Genomic DNA, 20,671 nt, shown 5'->3' on the forward strand with positions numbered 1-20,671 from the left:
AGTACAGGAGGGGAAATATTTCTGGTTTACGTGATGGAAAGCATTCGATTCAGCGCAAGAAGGGCATCGTCCTGAATGACTTTCGGCACTTTGATCACGCCTGCTGGTTCTCCTTTTTCTATTTGTTCTAAAGACCAGAGCAAGTGCGGGAGGTCAATTCGATTCATCGTCAGACATGGACACATATCCGGATTGAGTGATTCGATCTGTTTGTCGGAATGCTCTTGAATCAGTCGCTGAACAAGATTCATTTCTGTACCGATTGCCCATTTGCTTCCCGGCTGAGCGTGGCTGATTGTATCAATAATATATTTCGTTGATCCGCTGTCGTCGCTTTGCATTACGACTTCATGGGAGCATTCAGGATGAACAATGATCCGGATGTCAGAATCTCGTTCTCTCAAATCATTTATGTTTTTCACGGTGAATTTTTCATGAACAGAGCAGTGGCCTTTCCAAAGAATAACCTTGATATCGTTTTGTTCTGCCTCGTTCTCTAATTGATCTTGAATCGGGTCCCAGACAGCCATGTCCTCAAGCGGTATACCCAGTTCATAAGCGGTGTTCCTTCCTAAATGCTGATCAGGCAGAAATAAAATGCGTTTTTTCTGTGTAAACGCCCATTCAAGCACTTTTTTGGCATTGGATGAGGTTACAGTCGCTCCGCCGTGCTTTCCGACAAATGCCTTGATCTCCGCTGTGGAATTCACATAGGTTAATGGTATGATCGTGTCGCCGAATATATGCTGAAGTTTCTCCCACGCCCTGTTCGTCTGCTGCATGTCAGCCATATCAGCCATAGAACAGCCCGCTCTCATATCTGGCAGGATGACCGTTTGGTCCGTACCTGTCAGCATATCAGCGGTCTCTGCCATAAAATGTACGCCGCAAAATACAATATATTCCGCATCCTTATTTTTTTCCGCCATTTGGGCAAGCTGGAGTGAATCGCCCGTTTGGTCAGCAAATTGAATTACTTCATCCTTTTGGTAATGATGGCCTGGAATAAACAACCTGCTCCCGAACTTTTCCTTAATGGCTGCAACACGTCTCTCCATCTCTTTCATTGACAGCCCTTTATAATGGTCAGGCATCATTTCAAATTGTTTGATTGCATCAAGAATTGACATAACCGCATTCCTCCACTGACTGATTTGTTAACGCTACATCCATGCTGATATCTAAGCTTCTGACTGAATGAGTCAGAAATCCTAAGGAAATATAATTCACACCCGTCCCTCTAAAAGCGGGCAGAGTTTCTAATGTAATTCCTCCGGAAGCTTCGGTTTTAATGTGATCTGGTGTGATATTTGCAAAATGGCGGACAGTGTCAGGCGGGCAATTGTCAAACATAATGACATCAGCTTCAGCAAGAATGGCTTCTCTGAGCTGCTCCTCAGATTCAATTTCCACTTCAATATTCACCATGTGCCCTGCTGCCTGCCGCGCTTTTTCACACGCCTTTACAATGGAACCGCAAGCTGCAATATGATTATCTTTGATCATGATTCCGTCGTACAGGCCGAATCGATGGTTATATCCTCCTCCGACCCTGACCGCATATTTTTCGAGCATTCTTAACCCCGGCGTCGTTTTCCTTGTGTCACAAACCTTAATCTGTTCATCATCAAGCCGTTCAACAGCCTGCCTTGTCATCGTCGCAATACCCGACAGCCTTTGAATAAGATTTAATACTACCCTCTCTCCAGAAAGAAGAGCAGCGGCCGGCCCGCGTAAGACGGCAATCACATCACCCTTTCGCAAATGATCTCCATCTTTTTTGTGTAAAAACGTCTGAACCTTTTCATCTAATAAAGCAAAGCCTTCCTTAATCACCGCAGCTCCGGCGAAAATGCCGTCTGACTTTGCAACAATTGAGGCCTCACAGTTCTGTCCTTCAAAGATGGACTGTGATGTAAGATCTCCCGTCCCTATATCCTCATGAAAAAAGTGATTCAGCAATTTTTTCAGCTGTAAATGATTCATTTCTCCAAATCCCTTCGTTTTTTCTCATTTTGGTTCCCTTTTTTGTATGGACAATTTGTTTTCCTTGCCAGCCTGCATCAGCCTGAGGAATATCAATTCGAAAATGCGCCCCCCTGCTTTCTTCCCGCAATAGAGCAGACGAAGTCATCAGCTTTGCAACCTGCCACAAGTGAGAAAGCTCCAGCTGCGGAATTGTGATATCCTTCACATTTATCTTCTGAGATGGGAGCCCATAAAGCCAATTGCTCATCTCAATCAGTCTGTCTTTTTCTCTTACTATGGACATGTCGCTTGTCATTCTGTTTTGCAGTTCAGAAAGCTCGATATTCGGCACCTCATAAACTCCGCTGGTTTCGCCGTTGAATTGACTATACCTGTTATCAACCGGTTTTCTCATGATATGTTCTGCTGCTCTTTTACCAAACACAAGTGCCTCCAGCAAGGAATTGCTCGCAAGACGATTGGCTCCGTGTAAGCCGGTGCATGCAGTTTCCCCTATCGCGTATAGCCCGGGCACAGTTGTTTCTCCCCACCGATTGACTGAAACGCCTCCCATTAAGAAATGCATTCCCGGCGCAACAGGTATTTTTCTTTTACGAATATCAACCCCTGCCTTTTCGCAAATAGAGGTGATTGTGGGAAAACGCACTTCGAAGTCAGAAATAGCGCTGCAATCAATATACACACGTTTTCCTTTTGCTATTTCTTCATGAATCACCCGCGAGACGACGTCCCGTGGTGCTAAATCCTCCAGCGGATGCCGTCCGGCCATAATACGGCGGCCGTTTTGGTCTGTTATAAAACCGCCCTCACCTCTGACTGCCTCTGAAACAAGCCCACACGAGACGCCATTTTTGACTAGAAGTGTAGGATGAAACTGGGTAAACTCTAAATCAGTTAATTCCGCTCCGGCCCGGTAAGCAAGTGAAAGACCATCACCCGTGACAGATGGATCGTTCGTATGGTGCTGAAACAAGCTTCCGCATCCGCCAGCTGCCAGCACAACCTCATCCGCATGCCGCAAATTGATCCGGCCGCGGCTGTCTTTCGCCACTACACCGGCACAGCGCCCATTCTTCATCAGCAAATCAACCGCTGTTTCATTCTCGATGACTTCGATTTGGCTATTGATTTGTTTCAGCAAGTAATCAATAAGCATGCTGCCTGTAGCGTCTCCGCCCGCATGAAATATGCGGTTACGCGTATGGGCTCCTTCCCTGCCAAGGCTGACTTTGCCTTGTTTATCCCGGTCAAATGGAAAGTCATTCTCCAAAAAGTTCTCAATGATGGTTTTTCCATCAAGTAAAACGTCTGATACGATGTTTTGATCGTTATGTCCGCAGCCTGCATATAACGTATCCTCCATATGAGACGCAATCGAGTCATCTTTTGCATAAGCCGCCGCAATTCCGCCCTGTGCATGTCTTGAATTGCTGTTTTTTGTGCTTTTTTTCGTGATGACAGTCACCTGGTATGATGGCGGAAGTGCAGAAGCCAGGGCAAGTGCCGCCGCTCCTGAACCAATAACCACAATCGTCTTTATAGACATATGCCACCTCCTGTTGTTTACACCTGTCTTGACACCTATATTTACACAACGATAAAATAAACTCAAGAGTTTTTTATGAAGAACATATGGAGGAAAGACCGGATGATTTATTTAGATTATGCAGCAACCACGCCAATTTGCGAGGAAGCACTGGACGTATTTCAGAAGCTCAGCATTGATATGTACGGGAATGCCAGCAGCTTGCATGACGCTGGGGGAAAAGCAAATCATATACTGGAGTACTGCCGGGGGAAAATAGCTGACATAATCGGCGGAGAAACAGGCGGTATATATTTTACAAGCGGCGGCACTGAATCCAATTTTCTTGCCATTCAATCATTGTTAAACGGCCTGCCAAAAACAAAAAGACATTTTATTACGACTGCCATGGAACATCAATCAATCCATAACTGTGCTGCTTTACTGCAGAATCTTGGCTTTGACGTGACAATCATTAAGCCTAACGAGTACGGACTTATTACCGAGGAAATATTGGCAGCTCATATTCGCCCGGACACAGGCCTGGTTTCTATTCAGCATGCCAATTCAGAAACAGGAATTATTCAGCCCATTAAACACCTGTCATCGTATCTTCACAACAGGCAAATTCTTCTTCATTGTGATGCGGTACAAACATTCGGCAAACTGCCCATCCATACTGAAGAAATGGGGGTGGATGCTCTCTCTATTTCCAGTCACAAAATTCACGGCCCTAAAGGAGTCGGAGCTGTCTATATTCGGCCGGACGTCAATTGGAAACCGGTGTACCCTGACACCGTTCATGAGAATGGGTTTCGAGCAGGCACGATAAACGTACCGGGTATCGGAGCCTTTACAGCGGCAGCGGAGCTGATCGTAAGTGAAATGGAAAGTCAGATATCCCATAATCAAATGTTAAGACAATACTTTTTAGAACAAATCCGTATTCGGTCTCTCCCTGTAACCCTTGCGGCAGATGGTGCAAACACAGAATGTCTGCCCCATATTATCGGGTGTTTTTTTGGCTCATTTGAAGGACAATATGTTATGTTAGAATGTAATCGGAATAATATTTGCATTTCAACGGGCAGCGCTTGTTCTGCAGGTTATCACGGGCCGTCTGAAACGATGAAAGCGTTAAGAAAAACAGAACAGGAAGCCCTGCAATTTATCCGCATCTCTTTCGGAAAAAACACAACAACTGAACAGCTGGATATGTTATTACATACGTTTACAGCGCTTTTGGAACAAAGGAAAGGAGAATATCATATTGACCGAAGAATTAAAGCTCTTGGGCGCCAATAGGCGTGAGCAGCTTCTTTTGTGGCTGAAGGAATCCACATCGCCGCTGACAGGAGGAGAGCTCGCAAAAAAAGCAAATGTTTCGAGACAGGTGATCGTTCAGGATATCTCGCTTTTAAAAGCGAGAAACGAGCCGATTATCGCCACAAGCCAAGGCTATGTCTATCTGGACGCCGCCGCTCAGAAGCATCAGCAGGCAGAAAGAATCATAGCGTGTCTGCACGGGCCTGAACGGACAGAAGAAGAATTGCAGCTCATCGTGGATGAAGGGGTAACTGTAAAAGACGTAAAAATTGAGCACCCTGTATACGGAGATTTAACTGCAGCGATCCAAGTCGGCACGCGAAAAGAAGTCGAACATTTCATCAAAAAGATCAATTCCACAAATGCCGCCTATTTATCACAGCTGACAGATGGTGTGCATCTTCATACACTGACAGCACCCGATGAACATCGCATTGATCAAGCCTGTCAAGCACTCGAAGAAGCCGGTATTTTGATTGAAGACTAAAAAAAGCCCTAATAGGGCTTTTTATAATTGATAAGATTGATATGTACCAAGCAGCTTTACTTTGCATCCGAGCGCTTCAAGCTCCTGCATAGCCCCAGGGATTAATACTTCATCAAACGCCTGTTCAATATCAATAATAAAGAAATAATTCCCTAACCCGGTTTTGGTCGGACGGGATTCGATTTTTGACAGGTTTAAGTTTCTCCAAGAAAAAGCAGACAGCACTCTATGCAGCGCTCCGGACTGATCATCCTGCGGAAGCATCACCATCAGTGTTGTTTTTGGTCTTGAATTCAATTTTGAATTCACTTCAAAGGTTATATTTTCATCAGGAGACAGAATGACAAATCGCGTATGATTGTCTCTATAATCCTGTATATCCCGTTTTACGATTTTTAATTCGTATGTAGAAGCCGCCATTTCATTGGCAATCACCCCGATATTCAGCTCGGGATGGTCACTGACAAACTTTGCCGCCGCTCCGGTTGAATTGGCGTATTCATACGGCACAGAAGAAAAATGCCGATGGAGAAATTTATGGCACTGCGCAATCGCATGTGAGTGAGAATAAATTTTGTCTAGATCTTTCCACGCATTTTCTCTGGAAGGATGAACGAGTAAGTGCTGATGAATCGGTAATGTCATTTCACCTACGATGGGCAGAGGCTGTTCATGTATTAAATAGTCTATTGTTAAATTTACTGATCCTTCTAATGCGTTCTCTAAAGGAACAAAAGCAAAATCAACCTCACCTGCGACTGCCGCATCTATACATTCCGGTATCGTGCGGTAAGCAACATGCTCGGCGCCATTTTGGAAACAAGAACTGACTGCTAGATGTGTGAATGTAGCTGCTGGACCTAAATAACCGACTTTCATGACAATATTCTCTCCCCTTACGCTCCTGAACCTAATATTTCAACCTTTTCTACAAAGTCAAACTTTCTCATCTTGTTCATTAATGTATGAATATCCTCTTCCATTGCAGATGTACTGATAGACAGCGTTACGTTTGCTCTCCCTTGAAGCGGGATGGTCTGGTGAATGGAAAGAACGTTGCTTCCAGAGTCAGCCACCGCCTGAAGGAGCTGAGATAACGCCCCGGAGCGATCCTCTAAATGAAAGAAAAGTGTGATAATTTGTTCTTTAACCATTGTATAAAAAGGAAAAACGGCATCTCTGTATTTATAAAATGCACTTCTGCTTAAATCCACCTTTTGAACGGCATCTGCCACTGATTCTGCTTTTTTTCGATCCAGCAGTTTTTTGACTTCTAATGTTTTTCTCATCGCATCAGGCAACACATCTTCACGGACAAGATAAAACGTCTCCTCTTTCACTTGCATCCCCCCTTTTGAAAATAGAGAGCCTGATATCCAGGCTCTCACCCATCATTAATCAATAAATTCAAATTCGAATTCAAGAAGTCTGATAATGTCTCCGTCTTTGGCCCCGCGTTCTCTGAGTGCTTCATCAACACCCATTCCCCGCATCTGTCTTGCAAATCGTTTAACAGATTCATCACGTGAGAAATCAGTCATCTTGAATAACCGCTCAAGACTGTCTCCTGAAAGCACAAAGACTCCGTCAGGATCTCGCGTAATGCTGAATGGCACTTCTTCATTCTCCATCGTGTACATAACACGGTTTTGCGTAAGCTCTTCCTCGTCATACAGCGGGAATTCCGGAGTGTTTTCCAGCTGATTGGCAACTTCATACAGAAGCTCGCGAAGACCTTCTCTTGTCACTGCACTGACCGGGAACACCGGATAATCATCCGTCATCTTTTCTTTAAACCCTTCAAGATTTTCCGCCGCCTGCGGCATGTCCATTTTATTTGCGACAATAATTTGCGGGCGCTCAGTGAGACGCAAATTGTACTCGCTCAATTCCTGATTAATTGTCACATAATCCTCATACGGATCGCGGCCTTCCAAGCCGGACATATCAATGACATGAACGATAACACTGGTCCGCTCAATATGGCGCAAAAATTGGTGGCCAAGCCCGACGCCTTGATGAGCCCCTTCAATCAGTCCAGGCAAATCGGCTATAACGAAGCTCCGTCCATCATCTGTTTCGACCATGCCAAGATTCGGAACAAGTGTCGTAAAATGATAATCCGCAATTTTCGGTTTTGCAGATGAAACGACGGACAACAAAGTCGACTTTCCTACACTTGGGAACCCGACAAGCCCGACGTCTGCAAGCACTTTTAATTCAAGAACAACATAGCGTTCTTTTCCCGGTTCACCGTTTTCTGAGAGCTGAGGTGCAGGGTTCGCCGGTGTGGCAAAGCGTGAGTTCCCTCTTCCGCCTCTTCCGCCCCTTGCGATGACAGCCTGCTGTCCATGTTCGGTTAAATCGGCAATGACCTGTTTTGTATCATCGTCTGTCACAACAGTGCCAGGCGGAACTTTAATGACCATATCATCAGCATTTCGTCCGTGCTGGTTTTTTGACATGCCATGCTCGCCGCGAATCGCTTTAAAGTGTTTTTTATATCTAAAATCCATAAGAGTACGGAGACCTTCGTCCACTTCAAAAACGACGTCTCCTCCTTTTCCGCCGTCGCCGCCGGCAGGGCCGCCTTTCGGCACATATTTTTCACGGCGAAACGCAACCATCCCGTTGCCTCCGTCGCCGCCTTTTACATACACTTTCACCTGATCTACAAACATAATGTCCTCCGTTCTAAACCGTTAAAAAACTCCGCTAGTTCAACCCAATTTCAATCAGACATTCGTGACTTGCGATCTCAAAACGCATGATATCAAAGTCCTCATATCCATTTTGCCGAAAATCGTCAAAGGCAGATATATTGGCAAAAGTGCCGTGAAAATCAAGGTACAGAATCAGCTGTCTGTCAGGATGATCGGTTTGAAGCGAAACGGTTAAATGATTTTCACTGCCTCTAGTGACTGCTTGTTCAAACAGATCAAACAGCTTTCTCATCAGTTTCGCCAATTTTTGATCATAAGCTGACAAATCCTTAATTTCCCCGAGAACTTCATATTCAAGTGTCATACATTGGGCTTTCCAATTAAACGTAAGAAAATCAAACGCTAAATGCGGTGTTTTCAGGTTTGAGAGCTTTGATTCGTGCTTAGCGTCTATCACCATTTCTTCAATGATTTCAAAGACGCGGTCATACTTCTGCAAGCTTAAGTTTCCTTTAATTAGCTGCAGCTTATTCATCCAATCATGCCGGGAATGGCCAAGAAGATGAATCAGTTCATTTGTTAAAGCCGTATCGCTTATATTTTCTTCTTGATTTTTTGAAACATCCTTCATTTTCGCACTCCCAATCATTTGATTTCTTATTTAGGAGTCTGTATAAGTGTGTATTATGAATTATAACAGAGAAGGCTTTGATAGAAAAACAATTGTTTTTCCCAGAAATATCATGTTCCTTTTTTCTGGCTTCGGTTGATTTTCAGCCAGGCAGAACATTTTATGTATTACTGCTTGGGGAACATATCCAGTGGGTTTGAGACATTCGTTCTCATTCTTGGCGGGGTCTGCTCGCACATACTCTGCATAACATTCTTGATGCTTACTCCGCATATTGCAAAAAAAACTCCAGTCATCATCGACCGGAGTTTTTGAATCATTATTGAGCTACAGGATATACGCTCACTTTTTTGCGGTCACGGCCGAAACGTTCGAATTTAACAGTTCCGTCGATTTTCGCAAAAAGAGTGTCATCTCCGCCGCGGCCCACGTTTTCACCTGGGTAAATTTTTGTTCCGCGTTGACGGTAAAGGATAGAACCGCCTGTTACGAATTGACCGTCAGCACGTTTAGCACCTAAACGTTTAGCCTCAGAGTCACGTCCGTTCTTTGTAGAACCTACTCCTTTTTTAGAAGCGAAAAACTGAAGATCTAATCTAAGCATGTAGCTCACCTCCTATATTATGTTTGTGGTCACACGCAAGTGATCTTTATAATCCCGCTCAATTGTCTCTAACGAAACAATCATGCCTTCAATCAGCAACTGAGCTTTTTGGCGCGCCTCCGGATCGAGAGATTCAGGGAATTCAAAGTAGAAATAACCCCCGTCTTCTCCTATATCAAGAAGCGGCTCGAAGCCCGCCAGCGCGATGACCGCGTTAACGGATCCAAACACAACGGCTGTTACTCCGGCACAAACGAGATCTTGTCCATGTTCAGCAAAGTTGGCGTGGCCCGTCATTTCAAAAGACAATAAGCTTTTGTCAGTACGGGACCGTCTGATTGTTGCCTGAATCATGCTTACGCGTTGATTTTTTCGATCGTCACTTTAGTGTAAGGCTGACGATGACCTTGTTTTTTATGAACGTTTTTCTTTGCTTTGTATCTGAAAACAGTGATTTTTTTCGCGCGGCCTTGTTTTTCAACTTTAGCCGTTACTGTTGCGCCTTCAACTGTAGGGTTGCCGACTTTCACATTGTCTCCGCCAACAAACAAAACGTCTTCAAAAGTAACTGTTTCACCTGCTTCAGCAGCAAGTTTCTCGATGTAAACAGTTTGGCCTTCTTCAACTTTAATTTGTTTACCGCCTGTTTTAATGATTGCGTACATTCTCTGCACCTCCTATTAGACTAAGACTCGCCAGATACCAGGGGGCTGTAAAACAACTCTTAACACCTGTACTGAGCGGTTGTAGCATTGGTGCTACATCCATAACATTAAAAAATATATCAGAATACAAGGCGTTTGTCAATCGATTTTAATAAGGGAGCAGCAGCTCTTCCATGGAGGAATTTGTCCGCTTATCAGCAAAGTAGGCATGCAGCACTTCATTCTCATCCAGCTGGCTTAGCTTCTCTCCGGATTTTTCTATAATAATGGGATGCTTACAGCCTCGTTTGAATTCCGCCATGACATGATAGACTTTGTCCTCAGCATTAACGGTAAGCGGTAGCAATTTTTCAAGCTCACGGTTTTTCCCATAATATCTTTCCAGGAGAAACCTCACATGGATGTAGTGTCTTTGCCTGTACTCCTCAAACAGAGAAACAGCCAGAAAGACAAACAAAACCCATGCGCTGATTTGCAGAGGAACCGCAAATAAAACCCAGCATGCGAGAAGCAGGCAGCACACAAGTGAAGTCTTCAGATTCAGCCGGTGCGCTTTTTGAAAAGACAGATGCTTTGAAAAAATTAAAAATAATAGCTTGCCGCCATCAAGCGGCCAAATCGGCAGCAGATTCACAAATAAAATAGATAGATTATAAAATGTAAACAGTTCAAAGGTCTGCTGATCAATTATGGCGAGGCCTGCAATCATCCAAGCCGCAAGCTGAAGCCAAATGTGCTGAAGAGGTCCGGCAATAATAACCGCAAACTCTTCCTTTAACGGCCGATTTCCGTGCTCTTCCACTTCAACTGTTCCTCCAAATGGCAGCAAAAAAACACGCTTGATTCTCCAAGAAAAAAACACGGCCAGAGCGGCATGCCCCAGCTCATGGATCAGAACAATCACAAGCAAACACAGCAGTGCTTTCATGTGCCCTGTAATCAGCCCCAGCGCCACGATAATCCAAAGAAAAGGATGAACATGAATTTTCAAGATGAGGTCAAGCCATTTATTCAAATGAGATCACCTGAATCGGATCAATAAATTTGTCGCCGTCTTTCATGGCAAAATAATAGAGCCCTTTGTTATGATCATCGAGTTTAATCGAACCGAGCTTTTTGCCTTTATCTACAAAATCATATAAAGCGACATCCACGTCTTTCAGTTCACCATAAATGCTGTAGGTATTGTCAGCATGCTGCACTTTCACTGTCAGCCCCGTCTCACCGTCTTTACTGACTTCAACAACATAGCCTTCTTTTATACAATCGATTGTATCGCTGCTTGTTTCGACTTTAATGCCTTCCCCGTTGTCCTGAAAATCCTGCTGAACTTTACCAGATGCGGGTGCGACGAGATCCTGACCCACTTCAACCTGCTGTTCCTTATTTTTCTTTTCAGGAGCGAGAAATGCAAGCGGGCTGCCAAATTTCGTTTCAAACCAATGACTTGCTGAAGCAAATTGAAATTCTGTTTCGAAGGTTTGTGCAACGACCGGCTTGATCTGGCTGACGGGTCCAATATTTGTTTTATAGGCTATGGCAGAAACAAGAACAAGGCAGGCCGATAGAAGACATTTCAGAATAATTGAGTCTGTTTTCACCAAAGGGTGTCTTCCGCTGAAATTCGAATTGCCATCTTCATATACCGGGAGGGTTCCATGTTTTTCCTGATCAGACATCATGACCCAAGACGGCGGTTTTTGCTTTTCGGAACCTGTCTGAGTAGGGAAACGTTTTGAGCCGGAAACCTGTTTCCTTCTTTTCTCTAATCGTTTTCTGATTTCATCTGCTCTGTGACTCATTGCCATCATCCTTTGCATTCGTTGGGTTTGTACATCATATGTCTTGTCCACGGCAATTATTCGATTTACCTTCAGCACAGAGCAGTCAGAAACAAAAAAACCTGACACAGCATTTGCTTTGTCAGATTCTTCTCTTTTATTCTATGAAATTATGATCTTACTCCGAAAAATGACTTAATCTTAGCCATCATTCCCTTGTTTTGCTCTTCAAGCACCTGCAAAGGAACAGATTCGCCTAAAATGCGGCGGGCAATATTGCGATATGCGATGGAGGCGCGATTTTTAGGGTCCATTGCAATCGGTTCGCCATGGTTAGATGCCTTAATCACTTCATCATCATCGGCAACGATACCGAGCAAATCAATCGACAAATGCTGAACGATTTCATCGATATCCATCGTGTCACCGTTTTTCATCAGGTGATTTCTGATTCTGTTTACGACGAGCCGCGGCGGTTCAATATTTTCTTCTTGTTCCAAAAGCCCTATAATGCGATCAGCATCTCGCACAGCTGAAATTTCAGGCGTTGTGACCACTACCGCCTTGTCAGCCCCGGAAACGGCGTTTTTGTATCCTTGCTCAATTCCTGCGGGGCAGTCTATGATGACATAATCAAATTCCTGCTTGAGCTCTTGGACCATAGTTTTAATTTGTTCAGGAGCAACAGCCGTTTTATCGCTCGTTTGAGCAGCGGGCATTAAATAGAGCAAATCATCAAAACGTTTATCCTTTACGAGCGCCTGATGCATTTTACATCTGCCCTCTACAACGTCTACGAGATCATAAATAATTCTATTTTCAAGACCCATTACTACATCCAGGTTGCGCAGTCCTATATCAGTATCTACTAAACATACACGCTTCCCTAAAATGGCTAAGGCGGTACCGAGGTTAGCAGATGTTGTTGTTTTACCTACTCCGCCTTTTCCCGAAGTTATTACGATAGCCTCACCCAATTCACATTCCTCCCTCAAGCCTTGTTAGATCAGGTCTTAAATGAGCCAAATGTTGAAGGCGTTCAATGACCATATTTCCGTCTGTATCTAAATAAGCACATTCCATTTCGTTCCCTTTTTGAATGTGGTCTGGGGAGCGATTTAACACGTGATTGATTCTTAACTGTGTCGGCAGCATTTCAGAGGCAGCAATGACCGCATGATTATTTCCGTTAAATCCGGCGTGGGCAATCCCTTTCAGCGAACCCAAAACAAAAATGTTTCCGCCGGCTCTGATTGTCCCGCCCGGGTTCACATCTCCGATTAGAAGCAAATCGCCCTTCACCTCGAGCACTTGGCCTGAACGGACAATTTTTGAAACAGAAATAATTTCAGCTTCCTCTTTCATACGCTGTGCTTCTTTTTTAGTAATGACTTCACTCTCAATAGAATGAACAAACAAATCTTTCTTTGACGCAATTAATTCGGTCAGCTGTTCCTCTTGCTCCTGATATAAGCAGCGATTGCCCAGCTTAATGTGAACGCTGATTTTCTGGCCTTTTCCATCTGTATATTGTTCAATTGACAGCATATTCTGAAGACCATCGAGAAGCTCATCAAAAGAACATGCATCATCAAGATGCAATGTCAAACCATTCTTTGTTCCTTTTATCGTTACATATTGCTGCTTTTTGGTCTTCACAATATTCACCTCAACAACATACTCATTTCGTCAAAAAAAGATAAAATCCTTTTTACTCATCTCTCAATTCTTTCTTTAGACTCATAAAAAATAATCTAAATGGGAGAACCAGGATGAGTGCGCTTATCATATTTAATAAAACTGTCGGTATAAACCGGTCTAGCACAAAGCCATTAAACGTCATAATGTCTTTGTGAATCAGCGACTGAATGCCGAATACATAAAATTCAAGCAGGCAAACTGCGAGAACAGCAATCAGGATGACGACAAAAGCGTTTGTGTGCAGCACTTTAAACGCTTTTGACGCCAAATAGCTTAGCCCCGCAAAGCCAAACATATAAACACCTAATAGACTTGTATAATTCATATCATATAGAAAGCCGAAAATAAAACCGTAGATCACCGCGTGTTTTTGATTGATAAAAGCCGACATAAAAATCAGCACAAGCATCAGAAAACGCGGGACGAGCACCTGGTCATCCGTGACGAACGGGAAATGCACCAGATCAGTAAAGATGCTTTCCGCCGAAAAAACCAACATCATAACGAAAGGGAGAAGGAAACGTTTCACGATCCTTCCTCCTCTGTATCGACAGTCGGCACATCACGATTAACAACGATCACATTATTTAAATCAGAAAGATCAGCCGCAGGTTTTACATAGGCAACTTTCGTTAATCCATAAGAGTCAGACTCAATCTCAGTCACTTCACCGATTGTCAGCCCTTCTGGAAATACGCCTCCTGTGCCCGACGTTTCAATCAGATCGCCTTTTTTCACGTCTTGTTTTTCCTTGCGTTCGATTATGGTCATCTTCAGCCGTTTTTTGTCTTTATCATAGCCTTCGATTAAACCGTAGCCTTTGCTGCCTTTTTTCCCGGAAATGGTTGTTGCGACCCTGTTATTCCGGTCAGTATCGCTTAAAAGCTGGACCGTAGACGTAAAGTTATTAAGGCCGGAGCTTTTAATCTTCCCGATTAATGCGCCTTTTTCGTTCGTTACAGCCATATCTTTCGCTACGTTTTGCTGAGTCCCTTTGTTAAGGGTCACCTGCTTCGCCCAGTTATCAGGACTTCTGGCAATGACTGTCGCCAAAATCGGCTTGTAATCTTTTATTGATTTCACATGGCCGAGTTCGTCACGCAAGGATTTGTTTTCGTCTTCAAGTTCTTGGAGCTTGGCTTCATATTTTGTCTGTCCGTCAAGCTTTTCTCTCAGACGCTCGTTTTCTTCGTATGTGTTTTTTAAATCACTAATGTTCTCAAATATCCCTGCAAAAAATTCGGCAGGCGTATGAAAAATGTTTTGAAATACTCCCGTCGTATCACCGATCAGTTTCTCAGGCCAGGTGGTATTACGGCCGTCCTTCAGCGAAAATCCAATCATAGCCACCAATATGATAATACACAGAAGTAATAGCATTAACCGTTTATTCGGCATCGTGTTACACCTCTTCTATTGAACTCCCGATTATCTAGTTTTTCCTTTGAAAAGATGGATGTGCTCCAGTGCTTTTCCTGTACCGATCGCTACACAATCAAGCGGGTCTTCAGCGATAAGGACCGGCATTTTTGTTTCTTCGCTGATGACTTTGTCCAGATTACGAAGAAGCGCTCCGCCGCCGGTTAACACAATACCTCTGTCCATGATATCTGCGGCAAGCTCAGGCGGTGTTTTTTCAAGTGTGCTTTTCACTGCCTCTACAATAGTTGACACAGTGTCACGCAAAGCATTAGAAATTTCTTTTCCAGTAATTTCGATCGTTTTCGGCAGACCTGTCAGCAAGTCACGGCCGCGGATTTCCATTTTATCGGATTCTTCTGCGGATTCAGCAGAGCCGATATCCATTTTAATCGCTTCAGCAGTGCGGTCCCCGATCATCAGGTTGTATGTTTTTCTGATGTAGTTGATAATCGCATCGTCCATTTCATCACCGGCAACGCGGATGGATTGAGATGTTACAATACCTCCGAGGGAAATAATCGCAACTTCTGTCGTTCCGCCACCGATATCAACAACCATGCTTCCAGTCGGTTCCCAAACCGGCAGATTGGCGCCGATAGCCGCAGCAAACGGTTCTTCGATCGGATACGCGTCACGCGCTCCTGCTTGTCTTGTCGCATCGATAACAGCACGCTCTTCAACCGCAGTAATGCCGGATGGCACACAAACCATCACATAAGGTTTTCTGGCAAACATGCCTTTATTTTTAATGGCCTGATTGATGTAATATTTCATCATGGTAGCCGTCGTTTCATAATCAGCGATAACGCCGTCTTTCATCGGGCGAAGAGCTACTACGTTTCCAGGAGTCCGTCCGATCATATTTTTCGCATCATTTCCGACAGCAACAATCGATTTCGTATCCGTTTGCAGAGCAACGACTGACGGCTCTCTCACAACAATTCCTTTACCTTTCACAAAAACAAGCGTATTCGCAGTTCCAAGATCTATACCAAGGTCTCTTGTACCAATTCCAAACATATGTATGTATCTTCCTTTCTTAAAGCAAAAATACCCTAAAGGGAAAAACTCATAAACTCTATTATAGCTTAATTCGACGAAAAAAAAAGTGTTACAAATATCCTTTTTCCTTTAAACTCACAAATTTTTTGTCGCCAATCACCAAATGGTCAAGCAGCTCGATGCCAATCAGGTTTCCGCATTCAAACAGCCGTCTTGTCACTTCAATATCTTCCCTGCTCGGCGTCGGATCCCCCGAAGGATGATTGTGGATACAAATAAAGGAAGCGGCAGATCGTTTGAACGCTTCTTTAAATACCTCCCGGGGGTGGACAATAGATGAATTCAGACTTCCGATAAAAACAGTGCGTTTATGGATGACTTGGTTTTTTGTATTTAAATATAAACAGACAAAATGCTCCTGGGTTAAAAAGCGCATATCCTCCATGACCAGGTTTGCGCCGTCTTCCGGGGAGCGGATTACAAAATGTTCTTCATTGGCTAGTTTATGAATACGGCTTCCCAGTTCAACTGCTGCCAGTATTTGCACAGCCTTCACCAGACCGATTCCCGGGATGCTGGACAGCTCCTCAACGGAAGCTTCTTTCAGCAGACGCAGCCCGTCAAACGAGCGCAGAAGCCTGTTTGAAAGGTTCATAACAGATTCGTTCTTTGTGCCTGTCCGCAATAAAATAGCCAAAAGTTCGTTGTTTGCTAAGTTCTCGGCTCCGACTTTCAGCAGCCGTTCTCTAGGTTTTTCTTTCTTTGGGAAATCTCTGAGTTTTAATGGCAGATCGTGTATGATCAAGCCCTCCTTTTCTTTCCCTTCCCGTTTATAAAAATCGTCAGGCTTCTACATCAAAATCCTTCAGAACTCTCATTGTTTTTGATATAGGGAGCCCTACGACTGAATAATAATCTCCGTCTATTTTTTTTACAAAAAGTGCGCCTTTTCCTTGGATGCCGTAAGCACCTGCTTTATCCATCGGTTCTTTCGTTTCAATATAAGTCCAAATATCTTCTTCACTGAGGGGCCAAAACACAACCTCAGTCTTATCATAGAACGTTTCGCTGTGATTTGCAGCTTGAATACTGACAGCGGTTATCACTGAATGACTACGGCCGGAAAGCCTGCGGAGCATAGCAGCGGCTTCTTCTTGATCTTGCGGTTTGCCTAGGCACTCACCGTCAAGACATACCATTGTATCAGCACCGATTACGATTGCGCCCGGATTGAGATCGGCCACAGCCTTAGCTTTTTGTTTTGCCAACCATTGGACGTTTTCTTCAGGTGAAAAGTTTCGATTTAATTTTTCCTCTACTTCACTGACAATAATGGTGTAGGGGATCTGAAGCAGATCGAGGAGTTCTTTTCTTCGCGGAGATTGTGATGCAAGTATAAGCGGCTTAGCCATGTTCGTCATCCTTTCAGGGTTTGCTTAAGAAAAAAAGATACTCATTTATCCTACCAAATCATGAGGCTCGCCACAATTTCAGAAAAATAACTTTTTCATGACAAAATAAAAAAAGCCTGTCACTAAGGACGAAGGCTCAGGCACTTTCTATTATTTAATTACGGCTAAAAGCTGCTGCTGAGCCTTCCATCCGGCTTCAGCACTTGGGTCCTCTAATTCCTTTAACGCCTGCAAAACTGCTTTTTTCTCTCCCGTTTCAGCCGCTTCTGATTCACCGAGCGACTTTTCTATTTTTTTAACACTTGCTTTTGTGATATCTTCTCCGAGAATCGCCTTCGCAGAGAGCTCTGCTGTTTTCTTGAAAGAATCTGTCATATCCGACTCTATTGATAAGGATAATTCCTTGCCTCCCCAAGCTTCAAAATCGCTGTCGATCAAAAGCTGCCCTAACTGCTGTGATACAGCCTTATCATTTGCCAGACCCGCGATGACATACGTGTACCCGTCATCCTTTGACAGGGAGACGGCGGAATATCCTTTTTCAGTCAGCTGTTCAGTTAACGTCTCAGCACCCTTTTCATTTGAAAACTTTCCTGCTTGAACTGCATATGTTTTATATGTACCTTCCGTTTGTGCCGCTTGTTTTTCACCGCCGGTGCTTTGTTTCTCCGCAGATGTATCTCCTGCTTTTGCCGTCTGGCTGCCTAAAGAATCGTCTAAGGAGGCTGGCGCCGACGCTTCTTTATTGCCTGATATATTCAATGCGAATAGCCCTAAGCCTGTGCCTAAAACCGCAGCAAAGGCAATTGTCGCCGCCACTCTTTTTACCGGCTTGGCCGACCCTGACTTTCCTTTTGAATAGAGCTTCGATTTCTTCTTTTGATAAGGCGGAACAACTTTGGGGTCATCTTTAAACACCTTATCCTCGTCTGAATCCCAGTTGAATTCATCTTCATCAGGATGTTCATGGGATGCCGCAACCTCCTGCTCCGCCTTTCTCTTTTCCTCCCAATTTGAAAACGTCATGTTTTTTTCTTGCTCTGTCTCCGGTGTCTCTTGTTCATAAACTGTTTCTTCTTTTCCATTAATCGTCACCTTAAGGGCTTTTTCTTCCGCTTTACTGATTTTTTTTTGCTTCCTTTTTTTCAATTCTGCTTCCTCCCTTCATTTGTGTGACCGTTCTTGTGGCTTTTCATGCTACACACTTTAGCACAGGCGAAAAAAAAAAGAACAAGACTTTTGTCGTCTTGTCCAAAAAACGTTCGTCAAATTTTTCATCAGTCAGCCTAACGCCGTTTTGACATAAAAGGAAATGATAGAGTCACCGTATAAATAAGCGAAAATACTTCCAGCCGCAATTGCCGGGGCAAAGGGAATCGGCTGTTTTCTGGCCAGCCTTCCGAACAGTACAGCGGCAGCTCCGTACAATGCGCCTATAAAAACTGAAAAGAAAAAGGCGGCAGCAAGCATTTTTACACCAAGCACAAGGCCGATAACGACAAATAATTTAACATCCCCTCCCCCTATTCCTCCATGAGTGATGACGGCAATAAAGGCCAGTAAAAGAAAACCGGCAGCCGCGCCTATAAAGCCTTCATACCAAGAAAGAAGCGGAGAAATGATTCTGCCAGCCGCCAGAAAGGGAAGAAAGAATAGCAATATGCGATTTGGAATCAGCATAAAGTGAATATCTGTCACAGAAACAATAATTAGAAGAGATAGAAACACCAACGCAACAATCAGTTCCCAAGACAAACCGAAACGAAATCCCGCGGCTGCAAATAAACTCGCTGTCGAGAGCTCTGCCGCCGGGTACATAAGAGAGAGCTTTTGGCCGCAGCTTTTGCAATTGCCTTTTTGCAGAATAAAAGATAAAACAGGGATTAATTCCGTCGGGGTTAGGGTTCGACGGCAAAAGGAACATGCCGAACGCGGACTTATGATGGATATGTGCAAGGGGATACGGCATCCAACCGTATAATAAAATGAACCGAGGATAAGGCCGAGGACAAAAAGAATCGGAATCATAGACAACACACCTTTACTCTCTTTAGATTATGCTATGGATTGTAGCACAGCAAGCATATTGATCTATAATAAGCAATTTTAGATTTTGACAGAAAAAATCCCGGCAGAATATCATTATTGATTCTGCCGGGCCAAAGTCATTACAGCATTCTTTTTCGAATGTCAGAAATAAAATAAAGTGATCCCGTAATGAGCACGATATCATTTGAGCCTTTTTTGCTTTCTATTAATTTGATCACATGCTCCGGATCTTCATTCCAGCTTTTGCTGCTGATTTCACTAGCATCATACAGATCTTTCGCAAGAGAAGCACGCGGAAAATCAAAAGAAGCAAAATGAATCGAGTGCGCGATCGTTTCCAGTTTCTTAATCATGTCATGATACGGCTTGTCCTTTAACGCACTGAACACCACACAAATATCGGAATCCGGGAAACGCTGCTTCATCGTTTCAGTCAGCTTATCGATCCCTTCTTCATTATGGGCGCCGTCTAAATATACCGACGGATGTTCCTGAACCAACTCTAATCTGCCCGGCCAAGCAGCCTTTACGAGTCCGCTTCTTAACGCAGCACCACTAATTTCAGCAATGTTTTCCCTGTTAAGCCATTCGGCAGCCAAAATGGACAATGCTGCATTTTGTCTTTGATGCGTACCGATGAGAGATGTTCGCATATCTTCATAACACGTTTCTCCGGTTTTTAAAGAAAACTGTTCTCCTGCAGGGAGAGCCTTTTCATTATAAATCCTGCTTGTATCATGCAATGACTGAAAAGGAGCAGATTTTCGCTCAGCTTCATGCCGGATTACCTGTAAGGCTTCCGGCTGGGTAACGGCTGTCACGATCGGAATGCCTTCTTTTATAATCCCGGCTTTTTCGCCTGCGATTTCTTCAATGGTGTTTCCTAAAATGTTCATATGGTCGTGTCCGATGCTTGTGATGACGGTTAAAAGCGGTTCGACAACATTAGTAGAATCGTACCTTCCGCCCAGACCTGTTTCAAAAATAACAAAATCGACCTGATGATACGCAGCAAAATATAAAAATGCACAAGCCGTCATAATTTCAAATTCTGTCGGCTGACCGTGTTCAGTTTGATCAAGCGCTTCAACGATCGGTTTCACCTGATTAACGAGTGTGACCCACTCCTCATCTGTAATAGGTGTGCCGTTTACGCTGATGCGCTCATTAAATGTGATGATATAAGGCGATGTAAACGTACCGACAGTGTATCCCGCTTCTTGCAGCATAGAACGGATAAAAGCGACAGTTGAGCCTTTGCCGTTTGTTCCCGCCACGTGGAGCGCGCGGATTTTCTTTTCAGGATGGTCCAATCGCGCCATCAGCTGCTTCATTCGATCAAGACCGGGCTTCACTCCGAATTTTAGACGGCTGTGAATCCAGCTGCGCGCTTCTTCATATGCAGTAAACAATG

25 protein-coding genes and 1 other annotated feature are annotated in these 20,671 nt (G+C 44.0%); of the genes, 3 read left to right on the forward strand and 22 right to left on the reverse strand.

Features of this window, described 5'->3' with window-relative positions:
* Positions 1 to 26: 26 nt before the first annotated feature.
* The 3 genes from nadA to nadB are packed head-to-tail and all read right to left on the reverse strand — an operon-like array spanning position 27 to position 3,535.
* On the reverse strand, positions 27 to 1,130 hold the full coding sequence (gene nadA / locus NSS75_RS15000) for a quinolinate synthase NadA (RefSeq protein WP_095714297.1): 1,104 nt from the start codon (positions 1,128 to 1,130) through the stop codon (positions 27 to 29).
* Positions 1,117 to 1,986, reverse strand: a complete 870-nt coding sequence (gene nadC, locus NSS75_RS15005; protein ID WP_103672524.1) for a carboxylating nicotinate-nucleotide diphosphorylase — start codon at positions 1,984 to 1,986, stop codon at positions 1,117 to 1,119. The genes nadA and nadC overlap by 14 nt, the downstream gene beginning before the upstream one ends.
* Positions 1,940 to 3,535, reverse strand: coding sequence for an L-aspartate oxidase (nadB, locus tag NSS75_RS15010; RefSeq protein ID WP_339233612.1), 1,596 nt, complete (start codon positions 3,533 to 3,535; stop codon positions 1,940 to 1,942). Before nadB ends, nadC begins: the two co-directional genes overlap by 47 nt.
* A 102-nt stretch (positions 3,536 to 3,637) precedes the next feature.
* Here nadB and NSS75_RS15015 point away from each other — a divergent pair, with 102 nt between their 5' ends.
* Both NSS75_RS15015 and NSS75_RS15020 read left to right on the forward strand, forming a co-directional pair.
* Positions 3,638 to 4,819, forward strand: a complete 1,182-nt coding sequence (locus NSS75_RS15015) for an IscS subfamily cysteine desulfurase (RefSeq protein WP_213417790.1) — start codon at positions 3,638 to 3,640, stop codon at positions 4,817 to 4,819.
* Positions 4,785 to 5,327, forward strand: coding sequence for a transcription repressor NadR (locus tag NSS75_RS15020; protein ID WP_095714293.1), 543 nt, complete (start codon positions 4,785 to 4,787; stop codon positions 5,325 to 5,327). Before NSS75_RS15015 ends, NSS75_RS15020 begins: the two co-directional genes overlap by 35 nt.
* A 21-nt stretch (positions 5,328 to 5,348) precedes the next feature.
* Here NSS75_RS15020 and pheA read toward each other — a convergent pair whose 3' ends face one another.
* The 4 genes from pheA to NSS75_RS15040 are packed head-to-tail and all read right to left on the reverse strand — an operon-like array spanning position 5,349 to position 8,621.
* Entirely contained in the window at positions 5,349 to 6,206 is an 858-nt protein-coding gene (gene pheA / locus NSS75_RS15025; RefSeq protein ID WP_024122347.1) for a prephenate dehydratase, read from the reverse strand.
* 17 nt (positions 6,207 to 6,223) lie between these two features.
* Positions 6,224 to 6,667, reverse strand: a complete 444-nt coding sequence (gene thrR / locus NSS75_RS15030) for a transcriptional regulator ThrR (RefSeq protein WP_010335153.1) — start codon at positions 6,665 to 6,667, stop codon at positions 6,224 to 6,226.
* Positions 6,668 to 6,721: 54 nt separating this feature from the next.
* Positions 6,722 to 8,008: a GTPase ObgE gene (gene obgE / locus NSS75_RS15035; RefSeq protein ID WP_339233619.1), complete on the reverse strand. Its 1,287-nt coding sequence runs from the start codon at positions 8,006 to 8,008 to the stop codon at positions 6,722 to 6,724.
* Between the two features lie 34 nt (positions 8,009 to 8,042).
* On the reverse strand, positions 8,043 to 8,621 hold the full coding sequence (locus NSS75_RS15040) for a sporulation initiation phosphotransferase B (protein ID WP_216394361.1): 579 nt from the start codon (positions 8,619 to 8,621) through the stop codon (positions 8,043 to 8,045).
* A gap of 77 nt (positions 8,622 to 8,698) precedes the next feature.
* Between NSS75_RS15040 and NSS75_RS15045 the strand changes: the two genes are divergently transcribed.
* Positions 8,699 to 8,821, forward strand: a complete 123-nt coding sequence (locus tag NSS75_RS15045) for a hypothetical protein (protein WP_125825434.1) — start codon at positions 8,699 to 8,701, stop codon at positions 8,819 to 8,821.
* A 119-nt stretch (positions 8,822 to 8,940) separates the two neighbouring features.
* Here NSS75_RS15045 and rpmA read toward each other — a convergent pair whose 3' ends face one another.
* The 15 genes from rpmA to NSS75_RS15120 all read right to left on the reverse strand — a co-directional run bounded on the left by rpmA (position 8,941) and on the right by NSS75_RS15120 (position 20,669).
* The gene (rpmA, locus tag NSS75_RS15050; protein WP_003222623.1) at positions 8,941 to 9,225 is read right to left on the reverse strand and encodes a 50S ribosomal protein L27; all 285 of its coding nucleotides are present in this window, start codon (positions 9,223 to 9,225) and stop codon (positions 8,941 to 8,943) included.
* A 12-nt stretch (positions 9,226 to 9,237) separates the two neighbouring features.
* Positions 9,238 to 9,579 carry a ribosomal-processing cysteine protease Prp gene (locus tag NSS75_RS15055; RefSeq protein ID WP_069487111.1) on the reverse strand — a complete coding sequence of 114 codons (342 nt, stop codon included), beginning with the start codon at positions 9,577 to 9,579 and terminating at the stop codon, positions 9,238 to 9,240.
* Between the two features lie 2 nt (positions 9,580 to 9,581).
* A complete protein-coding gene (rplU, locus tag NSS75_RS15060; protein ID WP_003222620.1) occupies positions 9,582 to 9,890 on the reverse strand; it encodes a 50S ribosomal protein L21 in 309 nt (102 codons plus the stop codon).
* Between the two features lie 13 nt (positions 9,891 to 9,903).
* Positions 9,904 to 9,981: a sequence feature (ribosomal protein L21 leader region), on the reverse strand.
* Between the two features lie 57 nt (positions 9,982 to 10,038).
* Entirely contained in the window at positions 10,039 to 10,905 is an 867-nt protein-coding gene (locus NSS75_RS15065) for a M50 family metallopeptidase (protein WP_339233625.1), read from the reverse strand.
* Complete coding sequence (locus NSS75_RS15070; protein WP_024122352.1) at positions 10,898 to 11,692, reverse strand: M23 family metallopeptidase; 795 nt, start codon at positions 11,690 to 11,692, stop codon at positions 10,898 to 10,900. The genes NSS75_RS15065 and NSS75_RS15070 overlap by 8 nt, the downstream gene beginning before the upstream one ends.
* A 149-nt stretch (positions 11,693 to 11,841) precedes the next feature.
* Complete coding sequence (minD, locus tag NSS75_RS15075; RefSeq protein ID WP_024122353.1) at positions 11,842 to 12,648, reverse strand: septum site-determining protein MinD; 807 nt, start codon at positions 12,646 to 12,648, stop codon at positions 11,842 to 11,844.
* A 1-nt stretch (position 12,649) separates the two neighbouring features.
* Positions 12,650 to 13,330, reverse strand: coding sequence for a septum site-determining protein MinC (minC, locus tag NSS75_RS15080; protein ID WP_103672519.1), 681 nt, complete (start codon positions 13,328 to 13,330; stop codon positions 12,650 to 12,652).
* 52 nt (positions 13,331 to 13,382) lie between these two features.
* Positions 13,383 to 13,901, reverse strand: a complete 519-nt coding sequence (gene mreD / locus NSS75_RS15085) for a rod shape-determining protein MreD (RefSeq protein WP_010335162.1) — start codon at positions 13,899 to 13,901, stop codon at positions 13,383 to 13,385.
* Positions 13,898 to 14,770: a rod shape-determining protein MreC gene (mreC, locus tag NSS75_RS15090; protein ID WP_103672518.1), complete on the reverse strand. Its 873-nt coding sequence runs from the start codon at positions 14,768 to 14,770 to the stop codon at positions 13,898 to 13,900. The genes mreD and mreC overlap by 4 nt, the downstream gene beginning before the upstream one ends.
* A 30-nt stretch (positions 14,771 to 14,800) precedes the next feature.
* Positions 14,801 to 15,814 (reverse strand): cell shape-determining protein MreB, encoded by a 1,014-nt coding sequence (mreB, locus tag NSS75_RS15095; protein ID WP_010335164.1) that lies wholly within the window; start codon positions 15,812 to 15,814, stop codon positions 14,801 to 14,803.
* Positions 15,815 to 15,905: 91 nt separating this feature from the next.
* Entirely contained in the window at positions 15,906 to 16,601 is a 696-nt protein-coding gene (radC, locus tag NSS75_RS15100; RefSeq protein ID WP_024122357.1) for a DNA repair protein RadC, read from the reverse strand.
* Between the two features lie 37 nt (positions 16,602 to 16,638).
* Positions 16,639 to 17,208, reverse strand: a complete 570-nt coding sequence (locus NSS75_RS15105; RefSeq protein ID WP_024122358.1) for a Maf family nucleotide pyrophosphatase — start codon at positions 17,206 to 17,208, stop codon at positions 16,639 to 16,641.
* A gap of 150 nt (positions 17,209 to 17,358) precedes the next feature.
* Positions 17,359 to 18,357: an SPOR domain-containing protein gene (locus NSS75_RS15110; RefSeq protein ID WP_024122359.1), complete on the reverse strand. Its 999-nt coding sequence runs from the start codon at positions 18,355 to 18,357 to the stop codon at positions 17,359 to 17,361.
* Between the two features lie 132 nt (positions 18,358 to 18,489).
* Positions 18,490 to 19,236, reverse strand: coding sequence for an A24 family peptidase (locus tag NSS75_RS15115; protein WP_103672516.1), 747 nt, complete (start codon positions 19,234 to 19,236; stop codon positions 18,490 to 18,492).
* A gap of 140 nt (positions 19,237 to 19,376) precedes the next feature.
* Positions 19,377 to 20,669, reverse strand: coding sequence for a folylpolyglutamate synthase/dihydrofolate synthase family protein (locus NSS75_RS15120; protein ID WP_268496916.1), 1,293 nt, complete (start codon positions 20,667 to 20,669; stop codon positions 19,377 to 19,379).
* Positions 20,670 to 20,671: the final 2 nt, after the last annotated feature.

Source organism: Bacillus sp. FSL K6-1012 (assembly GCF_037964915.1).
Taxonomy (GTDB): domain Bacteria; phylum Bacillota; class Bacilli; order Bacillales; family Bacillaceae; genus Bacillus; species Bacillus halotolerans.

Coding starts and splice junctions, on each gene's coding strand:
- nadA (WP_095714297.1), bottom strand. CDS start 1,130: ATGTCAATTCTTGATGCAATCAAACAATTTGAAATGATGCCTGACCAT.
- nadC (WP_103672524.1), bottom strand. CDS start 1,986: ATGAATCATTTACAGCTGAAAAAATTGCTGAATCACTTTTTTCATGAG.
- nadB (WP_339233612.1), bottom strand. CDS start 3,535: ATGTCTATAAAGACGATTGTGGTTATTGGTTCAGGAGCGGCGGCACTT.
- NSS75_RS15015 (WP_213417790.1), top strand. CDS start 3,638: ATGATTTATTTAGATTATGCAGCAACCACGCCAATTTGCGAGGAAGCA.
- pheA (WP_024122347.1), bottom strand. CDS start 6,206: ATGAAAGTCGGTTATTTAGGTCCAGCAGCTACATTCACACATCTAGCA.
- obgE (WP_339233619.1), bottom strand. CDS start 8,008: ATGTTTGTAGATCAGGTGAAAGTGTATGTAAAAGGCGGCGACGGAGGC.
- NSS75_RS15040 (WP_216394361.1), bottom strand. CDS start 8,621: ATGAAGGATGTTTCAAAAAATCAAGAAGAAAATATAAGCGATACGGCT.
- rpmA (WP_003222623.1), bottom strand. CDS start 9,225: ATGCTTAGATTAGATCTTCAGTTTTTCGCTTCTAAAAAAGGAGTAGGT.
- NSS75_RS15055 (WP_069487111.1), bottom strand. CDS start 9,579: ATGATTCAGGCAACAATCAGACGGTCCCGTACTGACAAAAGCTTATTG.
- rplU (WP_003222620.1), bottom strand. CDS start 9,890: ATGTACGCAATCATTAAAACAGGCGGTAAACAAATTAAAGTTGAAGAA.
- NSS75_RS15070 (WP_024122352.1), bottom strand. CDS start 11,692: ATGAGTCACAGAGCAGATGAAATCAGAAAACGATTAGAGAAAAGAAGG.
- mreC (WP_103672518.1), bottom strand. CDS start 14,770: ATGCCGAATAAACGGTTAATGCTATTACTTCTGTGTATTATCATATTG.
- mreB (WP_010335164.1), bottom strand. CDS start 15,814: ATGTTTGGAATTGGTACAAGAGACCTTGGTATAGATCTTGGAACTGCG.
- NSS75_RS15105 (WP_024122358.1), bottom strand. CDS start 17,208: ATGGCTAAGCCGCTTATACTTGCATCACAATCTCCGCGAAGAAAAGAA.
- NSS75_RS15115 (WP_103672516.1), bottom strand. CDS start 19,236: ATGATTCCGATTCTTTTTGTCCTCGGCCTTATCCTCGGTTCATTTTAT.